Below are 24,051 nucleotides of genomic sequence, written 5' to 3'. Positions count from 1 at the left end.
CGTCGATGATGAAGCAGACGTAGGCGACGCCGGCCCAGGTCGGCACGAACGTCAGGTCGGTGACCCACAGCTGGTTCGGGGCCGTGGCGGTGAAGTCGCGGCCCACCAGGTCCGGGTGCCGCGGCATGCCCGGGTCGGGTTTGGTGGTGCGTATCCGCTTGGTGCGCCGCACACCCTCGATCCCAGCGGTGCCCATGAGGCGGGCAACCTGGTCACGGCCGATGTCGTGACCGCAGCGCCGGGCCTTCCAGACCTTCCGGGCACCGTAGACCCGGTAGTTGTCCTCGCACAGCTGCCGCACGACCGGGCCCATCACCTCGTCGCGCTGCGCACGAACTGAGGGTTGTCGGTTCTTGATCTCGTAGTAGCTGCTCGGGGCCACCTGCAGCACGCAGCAGATGCGCTCGATCCCCAGACGCCGGCCCGCGACAACATCGTCGCGGTAGGCGTCGATGAGCGTGGCTACTTCTTGTGCTGGCGGTCGAGCTCCGCCCCGAAGAAACTGGCGCCCCTCTTCAGGATCTCGTTGGCTCTCTTGAGCTCGCGATTCTCCTGCTCGAGCTCCTTCAGAGTCGCTGCGGTCCTGGGTCCGCCAGGCATCCTCGCGGTGTCGCTGGTGCTGACACCTGTGCCGTACCCGAGCTGGGTTGCGACGCGTTGCACCGTGCCGTGCTCTGTGCCGAGCTCGGCTCGAAACGTCCTGACCATCCGCACCGCAGCGGCCTTCTCATCCGGGCTGTAGCGACGCGTCGTCGGCTTCCCCGGGGTCGTGTCCTTCGGCATGAGTCCACCCTCGTTTCCAAACGATGAAGACTCCAACCAACCCAGGGCGATTCACGGAGAAGTCCTGGTTTGCTCGAGCCACAACCTCGTGGCACAGCTGCGAGGGCAGCAACAGCTCGGCGCCGCGATATCGCCGCAACACGTTGTCGAACTGACCAAGGCGTTGCAGAGCCACAGGGTGGACCCTCCCGCAACGCGCAGGCCAAGAAAGTCGGCGAGGCCGGGACGGAAGGCTCGTGCCTTCAAGCTGACTGCCGCGTTCGCGGTGATCGCTGTGGTCCTGGGCCAGCCCATGTGGTTTACGTCGGCGGTGGACCGAGCGGCAGAAGAATTCGTCGCTCTGTTCTCGTCGGACGCGTCGACCCCCACTCCCGAGGAAGAGCCGCCTGCCCCGGACCGAACTCCCCAGCAGGGCAGGGGCAAGAAGCGCGATAAGGGGGGCGCGTCTAGCGGCGGCTGATGTGCTACTCGATAACGGTTCCGGTCATCATCTGGTCAGCGAGGCCTCCGCCTGCGACGCTACGCAGGTCGCGATACCGCGTCACGAACTATTCGGGGAGAACCATGTCCACTCGCATCCTGGTCGCCGCAGCATCCTTCGCGCTGGGCGCCACCCTGCTCGTCGCGCCCGCCAACGCGGCGCCAAGCACCGTCGCCGCAGCAGCACCTGCGCAGTTCAAAGCTGCCCCGATCGACTGGGGCAAGTGCAAGGACGACTTCCTCATCGACTCCGGCGCGCGGTGCGGCATGCTCACCGTTCCGCTGGACCACGCGGACCCGACCGGCCCGACGATCAAGCTCGCGGTCTCGCGGGTGAAGCACAAGGGCCAGAAGTACAACGGCGTCATGTTCACCAACCCCGGCGGTCCGGGCGGCAGCGGCACGTGGGTGGCCGGGTACGGCCAGTTCGTGCCCAAGGACGTGGGGAAGACCTACGACTGGATCGGCCTGGATCCCCGCGGCGTCGGCGAAAGCAGGCCCGCCCTGTCGTGCGACAAGCGGATCCTGAAGATCGGTACGCGTCCGCCGTACGACCCGACGACCGACGACATCCGAGACAGGTGGATCGCGAAGGCGGAGGGGTACGCCCGCGACTGCGGGGAGTCCGCCTCGGCGCGGCTGCTGCCGCACATGAAGACGACCGACATCGTCGCTGACTTCGAGGTCCTGCGCGAGAGCCTCCGCGCGGGCAAGGTCAGCTTCTACGGGTTCTCCTACGGCACCTACATCGCTCAGGTCTACGCGACCCTGCACCCGGAGCGCCTGGACAAGCTCGTGCTCGACGGGGTCGTCGACCCGCGCGGCATCTGGTACGAGTCCAACCAGAGCCAGAACGTCGCCTTCGAGAAGTCGATCTCCAAGTTCTTCCGCTGGGCCGCCAAGGGCAACCGGGACCTGCACCTCGGCCGGACCGCGGCGGCGGTCGAGAAGACCTACTACCGCGTGCTGCGCCGCCTGGCCCGCAACCCGATCAACGGCGTCGGGGCTGCGGACCTGAGCGACATCGCTCTGGGCGCGGGCTATGCCGCCTTCCTCTACCCCGAGGTCGCCTCCGCGATCTCCGAGATCGCGAACGAGGGGACCGCCAAGCAGGCACGCATGCTCTACGTGTCGCAGAACCCGGTCGTCCCGCGCGGCGACAACGGCTACGCGGCCTACCTCGCCACGATCTGCACCGACGCCCCGTGGCCGACGGACCTCAACAAGATCCTCGCGGACAACGCGGCCCAGGACGTGCGCTACCCCTTCATCACCTGGGGCAACGGCTGGTTCAACGCCCCGTGCCGCACCTGGCCGGCAGCGCCCGCGCCCGCTGCGGTCGAGGTTGCGCCATACGCCGGATCGGTCCTGCTGATCAACGAGACCTTCGACGGCGCCACCCCGATCTCGGGTGCCAGGGAGGTACGCCGCAGGTTCACCCACGCCGTGCTCATCGAGGGCGTCAACGGCACCACCCACTCCGGCAGCCTGAGCGGGGTCGGGTGCGTCGACAACAAGATCGCGAAGTACCTCGCCTCCGGCAAGCTGCCCGATCGCCGGGCCGGTGACGTCTCCGACATCCGCTGCCCGCGCGTCCCCGCGCCCCCGACCGGGCTCCCGGGTGCGCAGCACCGCGTCGAGGCGAACTTCCACACCACGCCGCGGCTCGGGTAGCACGCCCGGCCGACAAGGGTTGCCTACTGAGGAGTAGGCAACCCTTGTGGCGCGCCCAGAACGACTGGCAGGGTGCACGTCACACGTAGTTCTCGTCATGGTCCTCGGGGACCCTGCATCAGGAGCCGTCATGTCCACAGCCCCCCGTTCACGTCTGGGGGCGGGGCTCTCCGCCCTCGTGCTCAGCGCCTCCCTCCTCGCCCTGCCGGCGCCGAGCTTCGCCGAGACCGAATATCGCCGGGGTCCGGATCCCACCGCCGCAGCGCTCCAGACGACGGGCCCGCTCGCCTACGCGTCCGTCACCGTCGCCGATGCGTCGACAGCCGGCTTCGGCGCGGCCACCATCTACTACCCGACGGACACCAGCCAGGGGACGTACGGCGCAGTCGCGATCTCGCCGGGATACACCGAGACGCAGTCGGTGATCAGCTGGCTCGGGCCGCGACTGTCCTCGCACGGCTTCGTGGTCATCACCTTCAAACGAGCTCGCGCTACGACCAGCCCGCTGCCCGGGGCACCCAGCTCCTGGCCGCACTCGACTACCTCACCACGTCGAGCAGCGCGATGAACCGCCTCGACGCCACCCGGCTTGCCGTGATGGGTCACTCGATGGGAGGCGGCGGCTCGCTCGAGGCTGCCAAGAAGCGCCCCTCCCTCCAGGCGACCCTCCCGCGCCTACGCCGAGCTCAACGAGGCGGGCCACAGCGCGACCAACTCGGCCAACGCGCCCACCTCGCGGTTGTCGGTGGCCTGGCTCAAGCGCTTCGTGGACAACGACACGCGCTACACGCAGTTCCTCTGCCCGCCGCCCGTCGCCCCGAGTGCGGAGCTCCAGGAATACCGCTCCACCTGCCCCTACTGAAAACCGCTACTCTCCCCGCCCAGCACAGCGAGGTGAGGTGGCCATGGGGGGCTCGAGATCCCCGCGCGCGGCGTGCTGGTCAGCCCTCCGCTTCGCGTGGCGCTCGGCCCTCGGCCACCGGCGCGGCCAGACCCTGACGTTGATCGCGGTCTCCGCCCTCATCACCGCCTGCACCCCCTTCGCGCCCGTCTACGTCGGGGCCATGCACCACGCGCTCGTCGACATCCTGCTCGCCAACGCGAGCGTCACGGAGAAGGGAGTCACGGTCGTCTCGGAGTCGGCCGAAGTCTCGAGCGGCGCGACGGAGCCACGCAACCCCCGCGAGCTCGAGGCGCTCGTCCCGAAGGACGTGGCCGCTGGGCTCGATCCGCTCCTGCTCGGTCGCACAGCCAGCGTCACCACGATCGAGGGCGAGATCCCGCCGACCGGGCCACTGGTCTGACGAGACGGCGGGTGCGAGCACCTGCAGCTGCTGAGCGGCAGCTGTCCGAAGGCGCCCGGCGACATCCTCGTCAGCGAGGCTGACGTCGACAACTTCGACCTCTCGTTGGGCTCCGAGCTGACGGTCGGCGTGGTGTCGGCCGAGATGTACCCACCCGTGCGGCTCGAGGTCGTCGGCACCTACGCGCCGAGCGACGATCAGTGGTGGCAGGCCCAGCCCCTGCTCGGCATCTCGGCCATCTTGAGGGCAAGGATGCAACCGCGGCGCACGATGCCTGGGTGACCACCGCGGAGACGTTCGCCGAGGCGCCACCCCTGTTGGGGGAGACCTCACAAGCCGGTGCCCTGGTGCGTACGTCGCTGGGCGGCGTCGACGAGATCCTGGCCCTCGGCGCCGGGGTCCGCGAGATGGCCGCCGAAGCCACGGGTCAGGGTTCCGACATCGAGGTCCTCACCGGCCTGGGCGACCTCACCGAAGAGGTCCGGACGCAGACGAACCAGGCCGACCGCACCGTGCCGCTCCTGATGGCACCGGTGGTGGTCCTGGCCCTGTTCGTCCTCTGGCTCGTTCTCGCGGCCGCCACCGAGCAGCGACGCGGGCAGGTCGCCGTTGCCCGGCTGCGTGGCCGAGGGCCCCGCGGTGCCGTCGGTCTGCTGCTGGTCGAGCTCTTTCCCGTCCTCCTGGCGGGCGTGGTGCCGGGCGCCGTTGCCGCCCTTCTCGGTGGGGCACTCGCCCGCAAGCTGTGGCCCGGGGCGGCGCCGTTCGAGGTCGGTGCCGAGTTCGTGATCGCGGTGCTGCTGGCCGTGGTCGTGCTCGTCCTGACGACGGTCGCGGCCGCCGTACGCGTCGCTCGCGAGCCGATGGACAGCCTGACGCGGCGCGGACGCGTGAAGTCGGTGCGTTGGACGCTCGGTGCGCTCGACGCCTTCCTGATCGCCGCGGTCGGCACCGGCGTCCTCGCCTTCGTCACCGGCAGCCTGAGGGGGCCGCTCGCCCTGGCTGGGCCGACCCTCCTGGCGTTGCTGGCCGGGCTGCTGCTCGGACACCTCGCCGGCCCCGCGGCGAGCGCCTGGGGGCGGCGGCGGCTGCGTCGTGGTCGTCTCGCCACCGGTGTGACCCTCCTCGAGATGGGACGGCGACGAGAGACCCGGACGGTCATCGCCGTCATCACCGTGGCCAGTGCTCTCGCCGTCTTCGCCGTCGACGCCCTCGTCGCCGGCGAGCGCAACCGCGTCAACGCCAGCCAGCACGACGCCGGAGCGCCGGTCGTGCTCGACGTGGCGGGACGCAACCTCGACAAGGTGCGTGCCGCGCTCGACGCTGCGGACCCCACCGGTCGCCGGGCGACGCCGGTGCTGGTCTCCCGCACCACCCTGGCCGTGGAGCCCGACGGCTTCCGCCACGTCGCGCTCTTCCCCCGTGGGGCACCGACCGACGCCGAATGGCGGGCCCTCGCACCACCGGACGCCCCGCCGGTGGACCTCACGGGGACGCGGATCTCGGTGACCGCCGAGCCGGACGAGAAGTTCACCGTGAAGGACGCCTTCGGCAAGACCACCGATGCCGAGCTCAGGGTTGTGGTCACGACGCGGTCCGGGGATCGCCGCAGCATCTATGTCGGCACCCTTCCGCCGCCTGGCACGACTTCGAGGCTCACCGGGAAGGCCTCGGAGTGTGCGGACGGCTGCCAGCTGGCCGCCGTGCAGTTCGTGGCCCCCTTCAACGTCGAGATCGAGGGAGACCTCGAGCTGCTCGACCTCCGCGTCGACGGACGCGCCACGGACTGGGGCGGCTCCGCGGAGGACTGGAACACGACCGAGCGCGAGGAGACCCTGATCTTCGCGAACCCTGCGACCTCCGGCGACGTCCTCTTCGCGCAAACCTGTCCCGGCGGGCGGGTCGCAAGCTCACCGACGCGAGACCGTGCTTGCCGAGATCGGCCTCGCCGACCACGCCGACCGGCGGCTGGGCGAGCTGACCCCCGGTGCGCTCCAGCTGGTCGCCGTCGCCGTCGCGATGTCCACCCGACCCGGCCTGCTCCTGTGCGACGAGCCCACCAGCCAGCTCGACCACGCCGCCCGCGACGAGGTCCTGGCCGCGATCGAGCAGGTCAACCGCACCTACGGCACGACCGTCGTCCTGGTGACCCACGACCCCGACGTCGCCCGGGTGCTGCCACGCACGCTCACCATCCGCGACGGGCGGATCGGCGGTGAGGGGCGCGGCGGCGAGGAGTATGCCGTCGTGACCGCCGACGGCTTCCTGCCGTTGTCGGGTCACGCCCGGGACAAGCTGCCGCCCGGGACGCTGGTCCGGCTGCACGAGGTCGGCGACCACTACGAGCTCAGGGCGGAGCGGACATGAGCGAGCTCCGGGCGGGCGGGTTGAGCGTGAGGTACGGCGAGCTCGTCGCCGTACACCCGCTGGACCTGCACGTGCCCGCCGGTCGGATGCTGCCGATCACCGGTCCCTCCGGCGTGGGCAAGTCGACCCTGCTGTGGGCCCTGGCGCGAGCCATCCGGCGCGCGGTGGCCGCGGTGTCCGGGGCGGTCAGCGTCGACGGCGTGCTCCTCGAGGACCGCGACGCGGCAGCCCGCGCCGGGGTCGTGCTCGTCCCGCAGACCAACGGGCTGGCCGCCACCCTGTCGGCCGAGGAGAGCATCCTCGTCCCGCTGCTCGCGCTCGGAGTGCCTGCGCCCGAGGCGCTGCTCCGCGTCGAGGAGTCGTTGGACCGGGTGGGGCTGGCCGAGTCGGGTCCACACCTCATCGACCAGCTCTCCGGTGGCCAGCAGCAGCGGGTGGCGCTGGCCAGGGCGTTCGCCCTGCGCCCGGCGGTGCTGCTGGCCGACGAGTCGACCAGCGACCTGGACGCGGGCAACCGAGGCCTGATGATCGCGGTGCTGCGAGAGGAGACCGCGCGAGGGGCCTCGGTGGTCCTTGCCACGCACGACCCCGAGGCGGCCGCCGAGACCGACGCGACGCTCGCCCTGGACGAGGGCGTCGCGACCTGGATCCGTCCGCTCTGACGAGCGAGGTCAGCGTCCGCCCAGGACGCCGGCCAGCGAGGCGATGTCGGCGGGTCCCACCCGGCAGCACCCGCCGACGAGCATGGCTCCGTCGTCGATCCAGCCGGCAGCCGACGTCACGTCGAAAGACGCGTCACCGCTCCAGGTGTTCGTCCGGCTGTCCCAGGTCTCGCCGAGGTTGGGGTAGGCCACGGCGGGTCGCCCGGTGACCTCGACGGCGGTACACACGGCAGCGCCCACGTCCCGCGGCGCTGAGCAGTTGACGCCGGCCGCGACGATGGTCGTGCTGTCCGCCAGCGCGCCGTAGGCCTCGCGCAACGGCTGGGCGGCCCGGGTGGCGTCGCCCGACACGGAGTAGGAGAACCACGCCGGCAGGCCCAGGTCGTCGAGAAGCGCCACCAGCACCTCGGCCTCGTCCAGGTCGGGGATGGTCTCGACCGCGAGCAGGTCGGGACCCGCCGAGGCCAACAGCTCCAGCCGTGGACCGTGGAAGTCGCGCAGTGTCGTCGCCGAGACGCCGTAGCGTCCGCGGTACTCCGAGCCGTCGGCCAGCACGGCGCCGTACGGGCCCACGGACGCCGCCACCAGCAGTGGTCGGCCGCTGCTCGCCGCCATCTCGTCGCGGACGCCGAGGGCCAGCTCGACGCTGGCGACGATCACGCGTTCGGCCTCCCGCTGGCTCAGCCCGGCGCGGACGAGACTGGGCACGCTGGCCTGGTAGCTGGCAGTCGGCGCCACGTCGGCGCCGGCGAGGTAGTAGTCGCGGTGGACGGCGGCGATCTGCCCCGGGTCGTCCAGGAGCAGGCGCGCCGTCCAGAGCTCGGACGAGAGATCGAGGCCCCTGTCCTCGAGAGCGTTGGACAGTCCGCCATCCAGGATGAGCACTCGATCCAGCTGCATGCCGCCCATCTTGGTGCACGCACGCTAGCTTCCGGGCATGGATATCCCCTTCGTCCTCAGCGGGGTTGCCGGCCGCGTGCTCGTCGACCACCGCCGCAACACCGACCCGTAGTCGGTGGGCTGCCAGCCGGACACCGCTGACTACCCCATCTGCACGGCCACGATCGACCGGCCGCTCCGCGGCTACGACTCGTTGATGGGCTGGGTCCAGCTGGTGCGCTCGGACGACAACGAGAGCGGTGGGGAGCACTTCGAGATGGACCCGCTCGCGTTCCTCGGCCACCTGCCGCACCCCTACTGCTGGCGTGGTCTCAACCCGACGCTCTTCGACGCGCCGTCCCGGTCGCCGCGTCGACATGGACTGGATGGCCCACAGCTTTCTGTGCGTCCCCGACGACGTCGGCAACGGCAAGGTCGGGGAGGTTGTCGGAGTCGAAGTCACCGACCGCGACGGAGAAGGGGTACGTACCGGTGGGGTAGTCGACCCTCGGGGCGAAACCGCCACCGGGTTGGGCGAGCAGCACCGAGACCGTGTCCGCGTTGGAGTTGGCGACGACGAGGTCGGCGCGGGGTGTCGGCGTTGGAGTCCCCTACCGCGACCGAGATGGGGTAACGGTCGGTGGGGTAGGCGGTCCCCGCGGGTCGAACATGCCGTCCACGGCGTGGGCTGAGGGCGTCAGCAGTGCGACCGGCGCGAGAGCGAGTGCCAGCGCCGCGGCCACGCGTCGGCGTACAGGATGCGGCGTCGAGGCGTGCTCAGCGTGGACGAGTCGGGCTCCCTGGGGCGCTAGTGGCACATCACCTCCACGACGACCACTGGCGGCACGAGAGAGTCAACCAGCCAGCGCGTGCCGGGGTGGCCGATTGCTCGAAACCGGGGCCTGGCTCACTCGCCCGGTAGGGGCTCCGGCGCCGAGACAGGCAGGCCACGAGCGACCGCTCCTGCGGTCCAGCGGACCCCTGAGGGATGGCGACCCACGGTGCGGTTGAGGGCCGCCGCGATGTCCTGGGTGGACGAGCCGGCGGCGTGCATCTCGGCGATCAGGCTCGCGTCATCGCTGGAGACTCCACCAGAGACTCGTGGCATGCGCGACTGCCGCTCGGCCACCGGGACCCGTTCGCAGGCGGCGATGGCGTCCTCGAGCTGGTCGATGGGGACCGCGGGGGACCACAGCCAGCCCTGACCCCGCTGGCACCCCATGGAACGAAGGACGGCGTACTGCTCGGTTGTCTCGACTCCTTCGGCGACAGTTGAGGCGTTCACGGCACGGGCGAGGCTGATGATGCTGTCGCAGATCGCTTCGTCGTCGGCGCTCTGCCCGATGCCGGCGACCACCGCACGGTCGATCTTGAGGGCGTTGATCGGGTAGAGGCGCAGGCGGAGCAGCGAGCTGAAGCTGGTCCCGAAGTCGTCGATCGCGAACTTGACTCCCATGGTCGACAAGGCGGCGTACGTCGCAGCCGTGATCCCCTCGTCCTTGACGAAGGCGGACTCCGTCACCTCCACCGTGAGGCGCCCCGGTCGCACATCACTGGTCTCGAGTGCGCGTTGCACCTTGCCGACCACTTCGTCGTTGAGCTGGTGCACCGAGAAGTTGATCGCCATGTCCAGGTCGCGACCCTTTTGGGTCAGAACGGACGCATCCCGGACGACCTGCTCCAGTGCCCAGTCTCCCAGTGCGCGGATGAGACCGGTGTCCTCGGCGAGCCGGATGAAGCGGTTCGGAGCCAGGAGCCCCAGGACGGGATGCCGCCAGCGCACCAGGGACTCGACCGCGACCACCCGACCCGAGGTCAGGTCCACCACCGGTTGGTAGTGCATGACGAACTCTTCCGCGGGGTGCTCCAGCGCGAGGCGGAGATCCGCGTCCAACCCGGTGCCCGGCGTCGCCAGCTTGTGCAGCACCCCGATGGAAGCACGTCTTGCCGGAGCGGGTGCGGGGGACTCGGATGGTGCGGCCACGGCGAGTGGCATGGGGCTGGACGACGACACTGGTTCTGCCTGCTTTCGGTAGTGCCGAGTGGAAGGCCACAGTCTCTCCACACATGAGCACCATTGATCAACGTTTCGCGAGACATAGTCATAACCGACCATGCGTCGTGCGACCCATCGGGCGCCTCGTCAGGTCAGGTCAGGTCTCTCGGATCGCTGGGGACGTCGACGGAGTGGGCGCGGAGCGCGTCCAGTGGGACGACGTCCAGGGCCCGCTCGGACGTGGCGGCCAGGACGACGGGGCACGCCAGCCCTGCGTCGTACGCCTGCAGCCAGCGGACTGCGACCACGCACCACCGATCTCCGGAGACCAGGCCGGCGAATCCCCATTCGGGCCGGGGAGTGGACAGGTCGTTGCCGACCTCGCGCATGTAGCTGAGGAACTCCTCGGTCATGACCGCGCAGACGGCGTGCAGGCCGACGTCCTGGGGCCCGACCGTGCAGGTGCCGTCGCGGTGGAAGCCGGTGACAGGATCGGTCCCGCAGACCTCCAGCTCACCGCCGAGGACGTTGCGTTCGCTCATGGACCGAGCATCGCGCACGCCGGAGGTGCGCGGCTACCTGGCCCGCACCTTCTGCCGCGTGTCCATCCGCTCGAGGACCCGGAGCAGGACCCGGTCCGCATCGGGCAGCGTCGTGTCTCCAGTTGCAGGAGAAGCGAGCAGCTCGTCGACGTCCGCCGGCGGGGTGGCTCCCGCCGATCGTGCTGCGCCGACGATGACGCGGGCGGCCGTCAGGACCGCGGCCCGGCGCATGGTGATCACCGCTTCGTACGTCGACGGGTGCCCCTCGGGGGCCGGGACCTCCCAGGCCGCCAGCACCGCGGCGAAGGTCGGACTCAACACGGCTACCGTCCACTCCCGGCGCATCGGAGACCCGTCGGCCAGCTGGCACCGAGCGGCCGGGCACCCGGGTCGGACTCGCGGCCGTCGTCGAAGTCGGCGAGGACGACCGACCAGGTCGCCGTACGCGCGAGCTCGTCCCAGCGGTGCCGTGACTGCGCGTATTCCTGACCCTCCTGGAAGGTGCCCAGGACGACCGATCGGTCGGCGCGTGCCAGGCACTCGTCCTCGATGGCGTGGGAGGCCGCCAGCAGGGTGGCCTTGCCGAGTCGCTGGGGTCGCAGGTCCGGGAACTCGCGGACCAGGGTCGCGTGGACGGACTCTCCCCGCTCCTGCCGAGCGCGTTGCAGGACCGCGTCGACGGCGAGGGGGAGCGGGACCCCGCGCTCCCGAGCCGCCAGCACCTCGTTGACGAGCAGCACGTCGGCTTCGGTGAAACGGCGATGTCCGGACGCGGTCCGGCTGCCTGCAGGGAAGCCGAAGCGGTTCTCCCACGTGCGCAGCACGTTGGGCGTGACCCCGGTCCGGTCGGCGAGAGCACCGATGCTGAAGTCGTCGGTCACGAAGTGGGTCTCCCGGAAAGTCGAGGCGAGGAGGGACTGGTCAAAAGTTCTACAAAGAGTTCTACCTATCTGTAGAACTTTTTGCATCTCCCCTATTTCAGGGGCCTCATGGTCACCATGATTCTCATCAGCACAGCCGCCATGCTCACCGGCATCGTCGGCAGCTTCGTGATCTGGCGCTTCGACGCGCACCGGGCCGACGAGATCGAGCAGACGCCGATGTCTGTCGTCCCGGCCACGCTCGCTGTCACGGCCAGCAACGCTCCAGCGACGCCGATCATCCCCCGCTGAACGACCCATGTCAGCCCCACCACCCGGCCTCCCTCGCCGCCCAGTTCTCAAGGGACGGCGGCGACCCGCCCAGGGCGCCCTGCACGCCGTCCCAAACCTCGACGTCGTGGCCGTCGCGGATGAGGCGAACGGTCTGTCCGCGCTGGTGATGAGCTCGTGGACGCCTTCACGCGCTGGCGCATCGCCCTGGCCCAGGAGGCGCTGCACCGCGACGGGAGCACCCTGGCGTCCGTGGCGCGCGAGGTCGGCTACGCCAGCGAGTTCGCGTTGTGGGCTGCCTTTCGCCGTACCGTCGGCGAACCCCCGGGACGATGGCGCGAGCGCACGCGTCCGGCCTGAGCTACTGCGCCAGGCGCGCGGCCTTCTTCGCCGCGGCCTCGTCTCGCCGCTCGACGAACTTGGAGGCCTCCGAATCGAGTGCCGAGACGGCCGCTGCCAGCTCGTCGCGGGCCTTCTCCCCGTCCTCGTCGAGCCCCTCGAGCTCCCAGACCCCCCACTGGCGGAGCAGGGGAGTGACGATGTCGTCGTGATGGATGCGGAGGTCGTAGATCCCGGCCTTGGCCATCTGGACGGCCTTGCGGGCGAAGCCCGGGATGACGCTCCCGGGCATCTGGAAGTCGACGACCTCCTCGGTGATCGCGCGCATCGTCTGGCTCGGCGTGAGCGCGAGCGCTGCAGTGACGAGGTTGCGGTAGAAGATCATGTGCAGGTTCTCGTCCTTGGCGACCCGGCTGAGCAGCTTCTCGGCGATCGGTTCGTCGGTGAAGCGGCCGGTGTTGCGGTGCGAGACGCGGGTCGCCAGCTCCTGGAACGACACGTAGGCGCAGACGTTGAGCAGCGACTTGTCGAGCGCCTCGTAGCCCGTCTCCATCGTCTCCATCCGCGCCCGCTCGAGCTCGACCGGGTCGACGCCGCGCGTGACCAGGAGGTAGTCCCGGAGGCAGAACGCGTGCCGGCCCTCCTCGGCCGTCCAGCGGTTGACCCAGGTGCCCCAGGCGCTGTCCCGGCCGAAGGCGCGGTCGATCTCTCGGTGGTAGCTCGGCAGGTTGTCCTCGGTGAGCAGGTTGACCTCGAGCGCCGTACGCGCGATCGGGGAGAGCTGCGACTGGGCGACCTCCCACGGGTCGCCCCCGAGGTCGGCGAAGTCCCGGCCCAGGCTCCACGGCACGTATTCGTGGGGCATCCACTCGTCGGCCGTGGCCATGTGCCGGTTCAGGTTCTCCTCGACCGTCGGTTCTAGCTCGGCGAGCAGCTGGGTGCTTTCGAGGGGGGCCATGGGCATCTCCTGTGGGTGCAGGCGGGGGCGCAGGTGCCCTCCTGACCTGCCTACACCCACGCGGGCAATGTGACCAGAGGGTGTCAAGGATCGATTGACGCGTTCTCCGGACAAGCGGGGTGTCCGCGGGTCACCATCTCTCATCAGCACGCCAAGCAGGGGAGACGCCATGAACGGCCAGTCGATGCCGCCGCCCGGGTGGTATCCGGACCAGCGAGACGTCACGCTCGTACGGTTCTGGGACGGGCGGCAATGGACGCCGCGGACGGCTCCTGCGTTCGCGCCCGCGCCCGCGGCCCCCACCGGCACGTCCGGATCGTCGCTCCGCGCTCGCTGGCAGGGCTTCCGCCTCCGCACCAAGGTCCTGATGGTCGTCGCTGCTCTGGTCGTGTTCGGCGCTGTCATGCCCGACGAGGACGTCCCACCCCCTGCCGCCGATGAACAGACCTCCCGCTCGAGCGGCAGCGACTCGTCATCAGACGTCGACGACGTCGAGGAGTCCACGGCGGATGAGCAGGACGAGGTCGTCGAGGAGCAGCCAGCGGAAGAGGTGGTCGAGGAGATCTCCGTGCCCGCCCTTCGGTCGCAGCCAGTCGCCGAGGCCCGTTCCTCCCTGCTCAGCGCCGGACTGGACGTCAAGATCGTCCGTCAGCCGTCATGGCAACCCGTGGGCCAGGTCCTGAAGCAGGACATCGAGGCGGGGGCTGCGCTGCTGGCGGGCGCAGTTGTCACGCTGGTCGTGGCGGCACCGATGCCGCGAGTCCCGGGCGTGCTCGGCAAGGCTGCCGCGGCCGGACAGGCTGCCCTCACCCAAGCCGGGTTCACCGTCAACGTGGTCAAGCAGACGGTCAGCTCGGGGGCGAACAACGTCGTCCTGAGCCAGACCCCCGCTGCCACGCAGCAGGCGGCGCCGGGCTCGGTGATCCGGCTCGTCGTCAGCAATGTGGTCGCTCCTCCGCCTCCGCCACCAGCGCCCGCCAACTGCACGCCTGGCTATCAGCCGTGCCTTGCCCCCGCGACTGACTACGACTGCGCCGGGGGCTCGGGTGACGGACCGGGCTACGCCAACGGACCGGTCTACATCTCGGGGTCAGACCCGTACGACCTGGACAACGACGGCGACGGGGTGGCCTGCGAGTCCTGATCGTGACAGCCTCGATCACACACCGATGCGGTGCCACCGGCACGGTTGCGGACCAGTCGATCGCTCGGGCGGCCGGGGACGGCTTGCGGCACCGTGCGATGGTGGAGCCATGACGATCCGCACCGGCACGACCGTGACATGGCAGTGGGGCACCTCCGAGGCTGAGGGCACGGTCACCGAGGTGCACCACGACAAGGTGACCCGCACGACCAAGGGCAAGCAGGTCACGCGCAACGGCACCCCCGACGATGCGGCCTACGTCATCGAGCAGGAGGACGGCACCATCGTGCTCAAGCTGAGCAGCGAGGTCGAACGCGCCTGACGCAGGACAGCCCACCACAGGAGGTCCCGATGCACGACACCCTGTTCCTCGGCCGGATCGAGGTGCGGCCGGCGCTCAACGAGTCCGAACGCGACTACCTGGCTGACCTCGCCCAGTCGAGCTCGACGCTGCGAGGCACGCCGACCGGTCGTGGCGACGCCAGCGTGCCGTTCGCCCACCTCGCGTGGGAGCCGTGCGAGTCGGGCTGCTGCCTGACGTCAGGCGGCCCCCTCGACGCAGGCGCGCATCTGTCCGCAGCCGATGCCCGCCAACGTGATCGAGCTCTTCCCGCGCCTGGCGTGATGCAGGACTCTCCCGTCGGCACCCGCAGGGATGAGGCGCCGCTGTGGGGCGTGGCTACGGTGGAAAGCCCTGTCCGATCGACGATGAGGATGAGCACATGACCGACGAGACCAACAGCGCAGCCCGCGAGGCCGCCCAGCGGGTCGTCGAAGAAGTCAGCTCGTGGCAGTACAGCGCGGACCGCAGCATGATCGGCGACGAGCTGGACGAGGGTCTGCGCGAGGCCCAGGTCACCCTGAGCGACGAGGAGCGCTCACGCATCCTCGCCGAGATCGACGACATGAAGGACGAGTCGAGCTCGGCTCCGCAGGTGCGCGAGGCCAGCCCTCTCACCTGAGGTCAGCGACCAACTCAGTTCCAGATGGCGGCGGCCCACTCCGGGTGGTCGATGAACGGGTTGCGGTTGCCCTGCCACGTCGAGTGGATGCGGTCGTTGCGGCGCATCTCGAACGCCGATACCGGGTCCTCGGAGTTCCAGGTCAGCAGCACCGACGTCTTGCCGTGCCACGGGGTCGCGCCGTTGATGGAGTTGTTGAGCTCCAGGTTGACGAAGCCGTCGTCGCCCTCGTAGCGGATCGCCATGTAGAACAGCATCCGCGCCACGTCCCCCTTGACCGCGTCGCGCGGCTCGAAGGAGTCGGTGTCGGTCCAGCAGTCGGAGCACTGAAGGACCGACGACCCCCCGAGGTCGAAGTCCTTGTTGCCGCGAGTGGAGTTGACCGTCACGTCCTCGGGGCGCAGGTGGTGGATGTCGGTGCCGGGACCGGCGGTGGTGCCGAAGCCGCCATGGCTCTGGGCCCACACGTGCTCGCGGTTCCAGTCGTCCGGGTCGCCGCCGTTGAGGGTCTTGGAGATGGACCGCCCGGAGTAGATCTCGATGACGTTGGCCGTGTCGTTCGGGTCCTGGTCGGTGTCCTTGAGGGCGGTCCACACCTGGTCGTAGGACAGCTTCGTGTGGTTGTCGATGATGCCGTGCAGCGAGGTCCGCAGGGCGGTGCCGGTCTTCCCGATCGCCGGTGCGTAGTAGGTGCTGTCCCAGGGGCTCGTCCCGCCGCCCGGGGGAGGGTTGGTGGTCCCGCCGGACAGGGCGAAGGCTGTGGTGCTCGTCATGCCGGGGTGCGAGAAGTACGCCGCAAGGGCCCCTGTCACGTCGATCTGCTTGCCCATCAGACCCGGGTTGGTCCTCAGCCCCCACTGCGCGCGGAACGCGGTCGGGATCTGGACGTAGAGCATCTGCGTCGTGCTCGACTGGGTCGAGGAGTCCGCGATCGCGAGGGCGTAGTCGTTGGTGAACCCCGACTTCAGGACCGTGGTGGTCCCGGTGGGCTGCCCGACGACGTAGCCCCGGACGGTCTGGGTCGAGCCGTTCTGCTGCCCGATGGCCTGCGAGACCGTGATCGGTGCGGCCGAGAGCGCCGGTGGGGAGACAGGGGCGAGGACGACGACGAGGGCGCTGATGAGGGCGAGCGCGAGGGCCCGACCCGTCCCGAGATGACGGTTCATGCCCGGAGCCTGTCGTACTCCGGGCGCTATGGGAAGGGCCTACATCTCCGGCTTCAGCACGACCTTGAGGCAGTCGTCGGCCTTCTTCTGGAAGGTCTCGTACATCTCGGGTGCCTGGTCGAGCGGCACACGGTGCGTGGCGAGCGTCTCGAGGCCCAGCACGTCGTCGGACTGCGTGGCGATGTCGAGCAGCTCCTCGGTCCACTGCTTGACGTGGCACTGGCCCATCCGCAGCGTCAGCCCCTTGTCGAACATCGTCATCATCGGCATCGGGTCGGCCATCCCGCCGTACACACCGCTGATGGAGACCGTGCCGCCTCGGCGGACGGCCTCGAAGGCCGTGTACAGGGCGTCGAGGCGGTCGATGCCCACTCGCTCGATGGCCGCTCGCGCGATGGGCTTCGGGAGCCGGCTGGCAGCGGAGATCGCCATCTCGGCGATGGGGTTGCCGTGGGCCTCCATGCCGACCGCCTCCAGCACGGAGTCCGGGCCGCGCCCGCTCGTCATCTCACGGAGCGCGTCGGGCACGTCCTTGACCTCGCTCAGGTCAACGGTCCGCGCGCCGGCGGCCCGGGCAGCGGCGAGGCGTTCGGGGACGAGGTCGACGCCGATGACGTCGGTGATGCCGCGATGGCGAGCAGCGCGTACGGCGAGCTGCCCCACCGGCCCCAGGCCCAGCACGGCCAGCGACCCGCCCTCCGGGACGGCGGCATAGTCGACGCCCTGCCACGCGGTGGGGAGGATGTCGGAGAGGTAGAGGAAGCGTTCGTCGTCGCCCTCGGCCGGGAGCTTGACCGGGCCGAAGTCGGCGTGCGGGACCCGGACGCGCTCGGCCTGTCCGCCCGGCACTGCGCCGTACAGGCTGGTGTAGCCGAAGAGGCTGGCGCCCTTGCCCTGGTCACGATTCTGCGTGGTCTCGCACTGGGCGAACAGGCCACGCTCGCACATCCAGCAGTGGCCGCACGAGATGTTGAACGGCACGACGACCCGATCGCCGACCGCGAGGTTGTCCACGGCCGAGCCCACCTCCTCCACGATCCCCATGAACTCGTGACCCAGGATGTCTCCGGGCTTGAGGTACGGCGCCAGCACGCCGTACAGGTGCAGGTCGGAGCCGCAGATGGCCGTGGAGGTGACGCGGACCACCGCATCGGTGGGTTGCTCGATGACGGGGTCGGGGACCTCGGTGATCTCGACGCGGTTGAGTCCTTGCCAGGTGAGTGCCTTCATCTCTCGAAGGTGTCATCGCGTCCACCAGCCCGCACCACCCCGAAGGAGTGAGCCGATACGCTGACCCCGATGCCTGACGACTACTGCGACCTGTGTGACCTGCCGCTGTCGACGTGCGTGCACGGGATGCCCCCCGTCCCGACGCCCCCTCCGACGCCGAGCAGGGCGGTGCGCGAGTCCACCCGCTCGCCCCGGGCGCCCCGATCTCCCCGAGCCCCCGGCAAGGCCGCGGCCCCGGTCGCGCCGGCCAGACGGGCCCCACGACGCTGGACCCCGCCCGAGGACCTGGTGCCCCACATCGTCGCGGTGCTGGAGGAAGCAGGCCGGGAGCTCGACAGCGATGACCTCTTCGTCGCGCTCGAGCAACGGCTCGCCGACGAGCTGCTCGAGGGCGATCGACAGCTGACGCCCGAGGGCGAGCTGCGATGGCGCTACGCCGCGCGCCGAGCCCGGCAGTCGATGATCAGCGACGGCGTGATGAGCAAGGGCGCGCCCGGGATCTGGTCGCTCGCGTAGGTGCCTGGGCGCTGAGTCGGGTGCCTCATCTGGGCACCTGTGGGCGGCGGGATGAACATCTCGTCGCGGAGTTTTTTTCATTCGCCCACGCGGTGCGGCCAGATTCCCTATCTTAACGATTGCCCGTTGCGGGCAAGTCGCCTCTCCGGGCGGCGCGAAGAACGAAAGTCATGGGGTTCACATGAGCGACCAGAGCCCGTCCACATTGGGACGTCTCTCCCGCCTCGGCATCGCCGGGTGGCCGCTGCGACGCAAGGTTGCGCTCGCGCTGGCGGTCCCGCTGCTCCTCGCAGCTGCGTTCGGTGGCCTGCGAGTGACCAACGACCTCGATCAGTCCACCAATGCCACGGCCAGCGCCGAGCAGGTCACGATCGTCAAGCCGGCCATCGCCTACCTGACCGCTGCCGAGAAGGGCATGGTGGCGGCGCAGTCGAAGGTCGGCACCAGCCAGGCCGAGCTCGACGACGCGCTGGTCGAGCTCAAGGCCGCGGCCGTGGAGCTCACCAAGACACGTGACAAGTCCAACCTCACCTTCGCGCAGCGCCAGCAGGTCGACGTCATCCTGGACCTGAGCCAGACCTTGCGCGCCGAGGGCAACGACCCGGTCAGCGCCGGCACCTGGATCGCCCAGCTCCGCCAGATGCAGTCCGGTGTCACCAAGCTGATCACCGAGATCATCAACGCGCAGCTCACTCCTGAGCCTCGTCTCGAGCTGCTGTCCCAGGCACTCGGTGGACGATTCGCCCTCGCACAGCAGCAGGCCCTGGCTGCCAGTGACCGCCGCGGTCGCAGCGTCGACATCGCCAAGTTCGCCGAGTTCGGCGCCGAGCGAGTGGCCCTCGACCGTCTGGCCGGCCAGAACGGTGTGGGCGACTCCTCGATCCAGACCCTCCGCACCAACAACGGCCAGCGTGCCCGGGACGACAGCGCGAGCGGCCTCGGCAGCACCGACGCCTACGACGAGTACGACAAGCTGCAGGCCTCGCTCCTGGAGGCGGTCGACAAGGACCTCGCCAAGACCGCCGACGCCGCACAGAACAGCGCTCTGCTCAACGCGCTCCTGACGCTGGCCGCCCTGGCCGCCGCCATCGGTCTCGCGCTCCTCATCTCTCGCAGCCTCGTCAACCCGATCCGCAAGGTCCGTGAGGGCGCCCTCCAGGTCGCCAACCAGGACCTGCCGGACGCGGTCAACCGGATCCGCGCTGGCGCCGAGCCCGGCCCCATCCGGCGGATCGACGTCAACACGCACGAAGAAGTCGGCCAGCTCGCCCGAGCCGTGGACGACCTTCACCAGCAGGCCGTGACCCTGGCATCCGGTGAGGCCACCTTGCGTACGCAGGTCGGTGAGATGTTCGTGACGCTCTCGCGCCGCAACACCACCCTCATCAACCAGCAGCTGAACCTCATCGAGGCGCTGGAGAGCGACGAGGAAGACCCGAAGCGGCTTGAGAGCCTCTTCCGCCTCGACCACCTTGCCTCCCGCATGCGCCGTACTGCGGACTCTCTGCTCATCCTCGCCGACGCCCCCACGCGGTCAGCCGGCTGGGAGAGCGTCTCGATCGCGGAGACCCTGCAGGCCGCGACCGCCGGTGTCAGCAACTACCAGCGGGTGCGGGTCGAGTCGGCCCTCGCCACGAAGGTCGACGAGTCCGCTGCCGGTGACCTGGTGCACCTCCTGACCGAGCTGGTGGACAACTCGCTGTCCTATTCCTCACCGAACACGAACGTGACCCTGGCCTCCACCACCGGAGAGAACGGCGTCACGATCACCGTCACCGACGCCGGCCTCGGCATCCCTCTGGACGAGCTCAAGGTCATCAACGACAACCTGCGCCTCGGCGTCGAGGTCACCCCCGACACCGCGCGCCGCATGGGATTGTTCGTGGTGAGCCGGCTGGCCAAGCGTCACGGCATCAACGTGTCGCTCAAGACCAACCGCGGCGACGGCATGACCGCCTTCGTCTTCGTGCCCAACGCGGTCCTGCCCGAGCGCGCCCACCTCGAGCTGGTGCCCGAGGAGCCCGAGGTCGAAGAAGTCGTCGAGCCCGTCGCGGAGGAGCCGGCCTACGTCGAGCCGATCGTCGAGCCCGAGCCGGTCGCGGTCGCCCCGCTCACCGTGGTCCCGAACGAGGTCGAGCCGACCGACGACGAGCCCACCGACGTAGGGGACGAGACCGACCCGCTCGGCGTCGCGCCGGAGCCGGGTGCGCCCGCGCTGGACACGTCCGACCCGCTGGGGATCGGCGACGCCTACCTGAAGCCGGTGAGCGAAGGCCTGCCGACCCGCCAGCGTGGCGCGACCCTGCCCCACCTGGCTTCTGCTGGGGTCAACATCCCCAAGAAGGACGCCGACGGCAACGACGAGGTCGTGGCGCCCCGCGAGATGAAGCGCGCCACCGGCGCCATGCCGCTCCGGTCCAAGCGAAACCTGGACGCCCCTGCCGTCTCCGTCGTCCCGGACCTGCCGGCCGATTCAGAGCCGGCCGAGTCCGAGTCCTTGGAGTCCACCGAGTCCGAGGTCCAGGAGGTCCAGGAGGCCCCGGTCGCGGAAGCGTCCGTGGTCAGCGAGGTCCAGGCACCTGAGGTCGACGCACCCGAGGTCTTCGACACCCCCTCAGCCCTGGACGAGCCGGCGGACTACGCCGTCGACGAGTCCGGTGTGGCCGAGTCGGTCGAGACGTTCGAGCCGGAGACTTCGCAGACTTCGGAGTCCGCGGCGCCCGAGCCGATCGGGGCCTTCGAGCCCGAGACTCCTGAGCCTGCGGCGCCCGAGCCCATCCAGGCCTACGAGCCCGAGACCGTCGAGCGCGGGACCGTCGAGCCCGAGACGTTCGAGCCGGCCGCCTACGAGCCCCAGCTCGCCATGCTGGGTTCGTTGGACTCCGCGGAGACCGCCGAGACCGTCGAGGTCGAGCTCGCCCAGACGGTGGAGCCCGCCAAGGTCGAGGCAGCTGCTGCGAACATCTCGGCGCTGATGGCCAAGATCCGTCCGCAGCGCGGTCGGTTGCCCATCCCGGACTACGACGAGGTCGACCACGCCGAGATCCTGCGCGGAACGGCCCGCAATGGGGGTGCCCTGAACGGTGCACACGGGGCCGCGGTCGAGACGGCACCGCAGCCGTCCTACTCCAGCGAGCCGTCGCCGGCATTCGCCTCCACCGCGACCCCGCTGCAGGCCCCCGAGGCCCGGCGAGACGAGGAGCCCTCCATCAACGGTGCGACCAAGTCTTCGTGGCTGAGCTCCGACGAACAAGACCACACCTGGACCTCCACCGAGGTGGAGGCCGGATGGCAGCGAGCCGACACGGTCGCTGAGACGCACAACGAACCGACCAGCGATGCCGGCCTGCCGGTTCGCCAGCCGGGGGCACGCCTCGTGCCAGGAAGTGTTTCAAAGCCCGTGGGGGCAGGTGGTCGCGATCCTGAGGCCATCCGCGCCCGACTCTCGGCACACAAGGCAGGCGTCCGCCGTGGCCGTGTCACCCCCGTCTCTGCTGACGACCAGTAAGAAGGAAGAATCTCATGTCTGAGTCCCAAGGCCTCTCGGCCACCGACAACAACCTCAACTGGCTGGTGTCTCGTTTCGTCGAGGAGGTGACCGACGCCGCACACGCCATCCTCGTGTCCGCCGACGGCCTCCTCATGGCGGAGAGCCAGAGCATCCCCGGAGAGCGCGCCGAGCAGGTTGCGGCCGTCTCCTCCGGACTTGCGAGCCTCGCCGTCGGTGCAGCTCGACTCTTCGACGGCGGAGCAGTGCTCCAGACCGTCGTCGAGATGGAGCACGGCTACCTCATGCTCATGAGCGTGGGCGACGGCTCCAACCTCACTGTCCTCACCGAGGAAGACGCTGACATCGGCCAGGTCGGTTACGAGATGGCGTTGCTCGTTGAGCGCGTCGGTCGGACCGTCCAGGCAGAGGCCCGCGTCCCGACCCCGGGCTGAGGTGTTTGTGGTCGTGTCATCAAAAGAGTCTGACGGCACGGACGACGAGGTCAGCCGACCTCGCTTCGTCCGGCCGTACACCATCACCTCAGGGCGAACCCACTCCACAGTGGACCTCCCGATGGAGGCGACCTTGAGGCGGGAGAACGCCGAGGTCACGGGAGTGAGCGCCGCCGCGCTCCAGGTGCTCGAGGTGTGCGACAAACGCTCCGTTGCTGAATGCGGAGCCCTCGTCAAGATGCCGATCGGCGTCGTACGCGTCTTGCTCAGCGATCTTGTTGAGCACGGGTTCATCCGCGTGCAAGCAACCATCACTGAGAACTCGTCAAAGGACGAGCGGATAGAACTCATCGAAAGGACCCTCCGTGGACTCCGCACCTACTAGCTCGTCGCGCAAAGCTGCGTCGACCAAGATCGTCATCGCAGGCGGCTTCGGCGTCGGCAAGACGACTCTGGTCGGCTCCGTCTCGGAGATCCAGCCGTTGCGCACCGAAGCCCTTGTCACCAACGAGTCCGAGGGCGTCGACAACCTGGACGGGGTACCGAGCAAGCACACGACCACTGTCGCCATGGACTTCGGCCGGCTGACCCTGGGAGAGGACCTGATCCTCTACCTGTTCGGCACCCCCGGCCAGCGTCGATTCTGGTTCATGTGGGACGACCTGTGCCTCGGCGCGATCGGCGCCATCGTCATCGTCGACACCAACCGTCTCGATGAGTCGTTCTCCCCGCTCGACTACTTCGAGGCCAAGGGTCTGCCGTTCATCGTGGCGGTCAACCAGTTCGACGGCCTGCAGCAGTACACCCTCGACCAGGTGAAGTCAGCTCTCTCGCTCCCGCCGGAGGTGCCGATCATCGCGATCGACGCCCGCGACCGGGACTCGGCCAAGGCTGCCCTCATCCGCGTCACCGAGTACGCCCTTGAGCACCTGACCCGGAACCTTGCCGTGGGGGCCAGCTGATGAAGCGATCCCAGGTACAGATGGTGCGTGCCGCCGTCGCTACCGCTGCTCTGCTGGGTCTGGCCGCCTGCGGCTCGGCCCAGGGCTCGGAGGGCTCGACCAAGAGCACCGCTCCTGACCCGACCCTGCTCCGGGACGGCACCATGACCGTCTGCACGTCGTACGGGCGAGAGCCGTTCGTGTTCGAGCGTGGCGGCAAGGTCGTCGGCTTCGACATCGACCTCGTGGGTCAGGTCGCCGAGGAGCTCGGCGTCAAGGTGGCCCTCGTCAACGAGGACTTCAACGAGATCGCGTCGGGCAAGCCGCTCAACGCGAACTTCTGTGACGTCGCCATCGCTGCCGTCTCGATCGACGGCGACCGTGCCCGAGTCGTTGACTTCTCCAGCCCGTACTTCAACGCCAAGCAGGTGATGGTGGTCCAGAAGGGGAGCGGTATCAAGACCCTGGAGGACGTGGTCGGCGGTCGTATCGCCGTCCAGGAGAGCTCGACCGGGGAGACCTACGCGACCGACAACCGGCCGCTCGACACCCAGATCCAGTCCTTCACGGACCTCGGTGACCTCGCCGGCGCGCTCAGCGGCAGCCAGGTCGACGCGGCCATCTACGACAACAACATCGTGGGCGACGCGATCAAGGACAACCCGACCTTCGAGATCGTCGAGGAGTTCGACACCGGCGAGCAGTACGGCATGTTGGTGAAGAAGGACGGCAACATCGACCTTCTCCGCGTGATCAACGACGTGCTCGCCGACATGCAGGAAGACGGTCGCTACGACAAGATCTACTCGGACTGGTTCGCCAACGCGAAGTCCTAGCAGACACCCCTGACTGATCGGCCCGACGCCTCCCGCGTCGGGCCGACGGTCGTTCTGCACGCGGACTCAGCCGGCGAGCAGCGCGCTCGCGGCGGCATCGACAGCCTCGGGGGACAACACGTGCTCGACCGCCATGGCTGCGGCGCCACGGACGCCGGCCTCTGAGCCCGCCAGGCTGGTCT

The 24,051-nt window shown here is 69.5% G+C and carries 26 protein-coding genes and 4 pseudogenes; 20 read left to right on the top strand and 10 right to left on the bottom strand.

Annotation, left to right across the window (positions count from 1 at the left end; genetic code table 11):
* Positions 1-783: pseudogene (locus JWN68_RS07855) on the bottom strand (IS3 family transposase); the annotation flags it as partial.
* Positions 784-1,347: 564 nt separating this feature from the next.
* On the opposite strand from JWN68_RS07855, the gene JWN68_RS07850 reads away from it, so the two are divergent.
* The 8 genes and pseudogenes from JWN68_RS07850 (at position 1,348) to JWN68_RS07815 (ending at position 7,267) form a co-directional block, all read left to right on the top strand.
* Complete coding sequence (locus JWN68_RS07850; protein WP_297737180.1) at positions 1,348-2,937, top strand: alpha/beta fold hydrolase; 1,590 nt, start codon at positions 1,348-1,350, stop codon at positions 2,935-2,937.
* 130 nt (positions 2,938-3,067) lie between these two features.
* Positions 3,068-3,505, top strand: a complete 438-nt coding sequence (locus JWN68_RS07845) for a hypothetical protein (RefSeq protein WP_297737177.1) — start codon at positions 3,068-3,070, stop codon at positions 3,503-3,505.
* A gap of 337 nt (positions 3,506-3,842) precedes the next feature.
* Positions 3,843-4,241 (top strand): hypothetical protein, encoded by a 399-nt coding sequence (locus JWN68_RS07840; protein WP_297737175.1) that lies wholly within the window; start codon positions 3,843-3,845, stop codon positions 4,239-4,241.
* Between the two features lie 132 nt (positions 4,242-4,373).
* Positions 4,374-4,523, top strand: a complete 150-nt coding sequence (locus tag JWN68_RS07835) for a hypothetical protein (RefSeq protein ID WP_297737172.1) — start codon at positions 4,374-4,376, stop codon at positions 4,521-4,523.
* Between the two features lie 125 nt (positions 4,524-4,648).
* A pseudogene (locus JWN68_RS19280) lies at positions 4,649-5,086 on the top strand (FtsX-like permease family protein); the annotation flags it as partial.
* A gap of 1,078 nt (positions 5,087-6,164) precedes the next feature.
* A pseudogene (locus JWN68_RS07825) lies at positions 6,165-6,242 on the top strand (hypothetical protein); the annotation flags it as partial.
* A gap of 141 nt (positions 6,243-6,383) precedes the next feature.
* A complete protein-coding gene (locus JWN68_RS07820; protein ID WP_297737183.1) occupies positions 6,384-6,605 on the top strand; it encodes a hypothetical protein in 222 nt (73 codons plus the stop codon).
* Complete coding sequence (locus JWN68_RS07815; RefSeq protein ID WP_297737167.1) at positions 6,602-7,267, top strand: ATP-binding cassette domain-containing protein; 666 nt, start codon at positions 6,602-6,604, stop codon at positions 7,265-7,267. Before JWN68_RS07820 ends, JWN68_RS07815 begins: the two co-directional genes overlap by 4 nt.
* Before the next feature lie 9 nt (positions 7,268-7,276).
* On the opposite strand, the gene mmuM is transcribed toward JWN68_RS07815, so the two are convergent.
* The 6 genes and pseudogenes from mmuM to JWN68_RS07790 form a co-directional block, all read right to left on the bottom strand.
* Positions 7,277-8,167, bottom strand: a complete 891-nt coding sequence (gene mmuM, locus JWN68_RS07810; RefSeq protein WP_297737164.1) for a homocysteine S-methyltransferase — start codon at positions 8,165-8,167, stop codon at positions 7,277-7,279.
* Between the two features lie 311 nt (positions 8,168-8,478).
* Positions 8,479-8,724 (bottom strand): annotated as a pseudogene (locus JWN68_RS19275) (VCBS repeat-containing protein); the annotation flags it as partial.
* A gap of 329 nt (positions 8,725-9,053) precedes the next feature.
* Entirely contained in the window at positions 9,054-10,073 is a 1,020-nt protein-coding gene (locus tag JWN68_RS07805) for an EAL domain-containing protein (protein ID WP_297737160.1), read from the bottom strand.
* Positions 10,074-10,294: 221 nt separating this feature from the next.
* A complete protein-coding gene (locus JWN68_RS07800) occupies positions 10,295-10,684 on the bottom strand; it encodes a DUF2237 domain-containing protein (RefSeq protein ID WP_297737157.1) in 390 nt (129 codons plus the stop codon).
* A gap of 33 nt (positions 10,685-10,717) precedes the next feature.
* Entirely contained in the window at positions 10,718-11,002 is a 285-nt protein-coding gene (locus JWN68_RS07795; RefSeq protein ID WP_297737154.1) for a hypothetical protein, read from the bottom strand.
* 5 nt (positions 11,003-11,007) lie between these two features.
* Positions 11,008-11,565: a MerR family transcriptional regulator gene (locus tag JWN68_RS07790; RefSeq protein ID WP_297737151.1), complete on the bottom strand. Its 558-nt coding sequence runs from the start codon at positions 11,563-11,565 to the stop codon at positions 11,008-11,010.
* Positions 11,566-11,673: 108 nt separating this feature from the next.
* On the opposite strand from JWN68_RS07790, the gene JWN68_RS07785 reads away from it, so the two are divergent.
* On the top strand, positions 11,674-11,856 hold the full coding sequence (locus JWN68_RS07785) for a hypothetical protein (protein ID WP_297737148.1): 183 nt from the start codon (positions 11,674-11,676) through the stop codon (positions 11,854-11,856).
* Between the two features lie 156 nt (positions 11,857-12,012).
* The gene (locus JWN68_RS07780) at positions 12,013-12,195 is read left to right on the top strand and encodes a helix-turn-helix domain-containing protein (protein WP_297737145.1); all 183 of its coding nucleotides are present in this window, start codon (positions 12,013-12,015) and stop codon (positions 12,193-12,195) included.
* Position 12,196: 1 nt separating this feature from the next.
* Here JWN68_RS07780 and JWN68_RS07775 read toward each other — a convergent pair whose 3' ends face one another.
* On the bottom strand, positions 12,197-13,132 hold the full coding sequence (locus tag JWN68_RS07775; protein WP_297737143.1) for an acyl-ACP desaturase: 936 nt from the start codon (positions 13,130-13,132) through the stop codon (positions 12,197-12,199).
* Between the two features lie 169 nt (positions 13,133-13,301).
* Between JWN68_RS07775 and JWN68_RS07770 the strand changes: the two genes are divergently transcribed.
* The 4 genes from JWN68_RS07770 to JWN68_RS07755 all read left to right on the top strand — a co-directional run bounded on the left by JWN68_RS07770 (position 13,302) and on the right by JWN68_RS07755 (position 15,238).
* Positions 13,302-14,276 carry a PASTA domain-containing protein gene (locus JWN68_RS07770; protein WP_297737139.1) on the top strand — a complete coding sequence of 325 codons (975 nt, stop codon included), beginning with the start codon at positions 13,302-13,304 and terminating at the stop codon, positions 14,274-14,276.
* 109 nt (positions 14,277-14,385) lie between these two features.
* The gene (locus JWN68_RS07765) at positions 14,386-14,598 is read left to right on the top strand and encodes a DUF2945 domain-containing protein (protein ID WP_297737135.1); all 213 of its coding nucleotides are present in this window, start codon (positions 14,386-14,388) and stop codon (positions 14,596-14,598) included.
* A 29-nt stretch (positions 14,599-14,627) separates the two neighbouring features.
* Positions 14,628-15,002, top strand: coding sequence for a hypothetical protein (locus tag JWN68_RS07760; RefSeq protein ID WP_297737132.1), 375 nt, complete (start codon positions 14,628-14,630; stop codon positions 15,000-15,002).
* Positions 14,999-15,238: a hypothetical protein gene (locus JWN68_RS07755; protein WP_297737129.1), complete on the top strand. Its 240-nt coding sequence runs from the start codon at positions 14,999-15,001 to the stop codon at positions 15,236-15,238. Before JWN68_RS07760 ends, JWN68_RS07755 begins: the two co-directional genes overlap by 4 nt.
* A gap of 14 nt (positions 15,239-15,252) precedes the next feature.
* Here JWN68_RS07755 and JWN68_RS07750 read toward each other — a convergent pair whose 3' ends face one another.
* Both JWN68_RS07750 and JWN68_RS07745 read right to left on the bottom strand, forming a co-directional pair.
* Positions 15,253-16,404 carry an endonuclease gene (locus tag JWN68_RS07750; RefSeq protein ID WP_297737126.1) on the bottom strand — a complete coding sequence of 384 codons (1,152 nt, stop codon included), beginning with the start codon at positions 16,402-16,404 and terminating at the stop codon, positions 15,253-15,255.
* 39 nt (positions 16,405-16,443) lie between these two features.
* Complete coding sequence (locus JWN68_RS07745) at positions 16,444-17,634, bottom strand: zinc-dependent alcohol dehydrogenase (RefSeq protein ID WP_297737123.1); 1,191 nt, start codon at positions 17,632-17,634, stop codon at positions 16,444-16,446.
* A gap of 69 nt (positions 17,635-17,703) precedes the next feature.
* Between JWN68_RS07745 and JWN68_RS07740 the strand changes: the two genes are divergently transcribed.
* The 6 genes from JWN68_RS07740 to JWN68_RS07715 all read left to right on the top strand — a co-directional run bounded on the left by JWN68_RS07740 (position 17,704) and on the right by JWN68_RS07715 (position 23,869).
* A complete protein-coding gene (locus tag JWN68_RS07740) occupies positions 17,704-18,150 on the top strand; it encodes a hypothetical protein (protein ID WP_297737121.1) in 447 nt (148 codons plus the stop codon).
* 181 nt (positions 18,151-18,331) lie between these two features.
* Positions 18,332-21,658: an ATP-binding protein gene (locus JWN68_RS07735; RefSeq protein ID WP_297737118.1), complete on the top strand. Its 3,327-nt coding sequence runs from the start codon at positions 18,332-18,334 to the stop codon at positions 21,656-21,658.
* 14 nt (positions 21,659-21,672) lie between these two features.
* The gene (locus tag JWN68_RS07730) at positions 21,673-22,092 is read left to right on the top strand and encodes a roadblock/LC7 domain-containing protein (protein WP_297737113.1); all 420 of its coding nucleotides are present in this window, start codon (positions 21,673-21,675) and stop codon (positions 22,090-22,092) included.
* Between the two features lie 109 nt (positions 22,093-22,201).
* Entirely contained in the window at positions 22,202-22,477 is a 276-nt protein-coding gene (locus tag JWN68_RS07725; protein WP_297737110.1) for a DUF742 domain-containing protein, read from the top strand.
* Positions 22,458-23,054, top strand: coding sequence for an ATP/GTP-binding protein (locus JWN68_RS07720; protein WP_297737107.1), 597 nt, complete (start codon positions 22,458-22,460; stop codon positions 23,052-23,054). The genes JWN68_RS07725 and JWN68_RS07720 overlap by 20 nt, the downstream gene beginning before the upstream one ends.
* Positions 23,054-23,869, top strand: coding sequence for a transporter substrate-binding domain-containing protein (locus JWN68_RS07715; RefSeq protein WP_297737104.1), 816 nt, complete (start codon positions 23,054-23,056; stop codon positions 23,867-23,869). The genes JWN68_RS07720 and JWN68_RS07715 overlap by 1 nt, the downstream gene beginning before the upstream one ends.
* The last annotated feature ends 182 nt before the right edge of the window (positions 23,870-24,051 follow it).

It is taken from the genome of Nocardioides sp., from assembly GCF_025964975.1.
Lineage (GTDB): Bacteria > Actinomycetota > Actinomycetes > Propionibacteriales > Nocardioidaceae > Nocardioides.
Note: the sequence above shows the minus strand (reverse complement) of the source record. Positions and strands in the feature narration are given on the sequence as shown.

Coding starts and splice junctions, on each gene's coding strand:
- JWN68_RS07755 (WP_297737129.1), top strand. CDS start 14,999: ATGACCGACGAGACCAACAGCGCAGCCCGCGAGGCCGCCCAGCGGGTC.
- mmuM (WP_297737164.1), bottom strand. CDS start 8,167: ATGCAGCTGGATCGAGTGCTCATCCTGGATGGCGGACTGTCCAACGCT.
- JWN68_RS07775 (WP_297737143.1), bottom strand. CDS start 13,132: ATGGCCCCCCTCGAAAGCACCCAGCTGCTCGCCGAGCTAGAACCGACG.
- JWN68_RS07715 (WP_297737104.1), top strand. CDS start 23,054: ATGAAGCGATCCCAGGTACAGATGGTGCGTGCCGCCGTCGCTACCGCT.
- JWN68_RS07800 (WP_297737157.1), bottom strand. CDS start 10,684: ATGAGCGAACGCAACGTCCTCGGCGGTGAGCTGGAGGTCTGCGGGACC.
- JWN68_RS07840 (WP_297737175.1), top strand. CDS start 3,843: ATGGGGGGCTCGAGATCCCCGCGCGCGGCGTGCTGGTCAGCCCTCCGC.
- JWN68_RS07770 (WP_297737139.1), top strand. CDS start 13,302: ATGAACGGCCAGTCGATGCCGCCGCCCGGGTGGTATCCGGACCAGCGA.
- JWN68_RS07785 (WP_297737148.1), top strand. CDS start 11,674: ATGGTCACCATGATTCTCATCAGCACAGCCGCCATGCTCACCGGCATC.
- JWN68_RS07845 (WP_297737177.1), top strand. CDS start 3,068: ATGTCCACAGCCCCCCGTTCACGTCTGGGGGCGGGGCTCTCCGCCCTC.
- JWN68_RS07745 (WP_297737123.1), bottom strand. CDS start 17,634: ATGAAGGCACTCACCTGGCAAGGACTCAACCGCGTCGAGATCACCGAG.
- JWN68_RS07760 (WP_297737132.1), top strand. CDS start 14,628: ATGCACGACACCCTGTTCCTCGGCCGGATCGAGGTGCGGCCGGCGCTC.
- JWN68_RS07740 (WP_297737121.1), top strand. CDS start 17,704: ATGCCTGACGACTACTGCGACCTGTGTGACCTGCCGCTGTCGACGTGC.
- JWN68_RS07765 (WP_297737135.1), top strand. CDS start 14,386: ATGACGATCCGCACCGGCACGACCGTGACATGGCAGTGGGGCACCTCC.
- JWN68_RS07730 (WP_297737113.1), top strand. CDS start 21,673: ATGTCTGAGTCCCAAGGCCTCTCGGCCACCGACAACAACCTCAACTGG.
- JWN68_RS07815 (WP_297737167.1), top strand. CDS start 6,602: ATGAGCGAGCTCCGGGCGGGCGGGTTGAGCGTGAGGTACGGCGAGCTC.
- JWN68_RS07735 (WP_297737118.1), top strand. CDS start 18,332: ATGAGCGACCAGAGCCCGTCCACATTGGGACGTCTCTCCCGCCTCGGC.
- JWN68_RS07750 (WP_297737126.1), bottom strand. CDS start 16,404: ATGAACCGTCATCTCGGGACGGGTCGGGCCCTCGCGCTCGCCCTCATC.
- JWN68_RS07850 (WP_297737180.1), top strand. CDS start 1,348: ATGTCCACTCGCATCCTGGTCGCCGCAGCATCCTTCGCGCTGGGCGCC.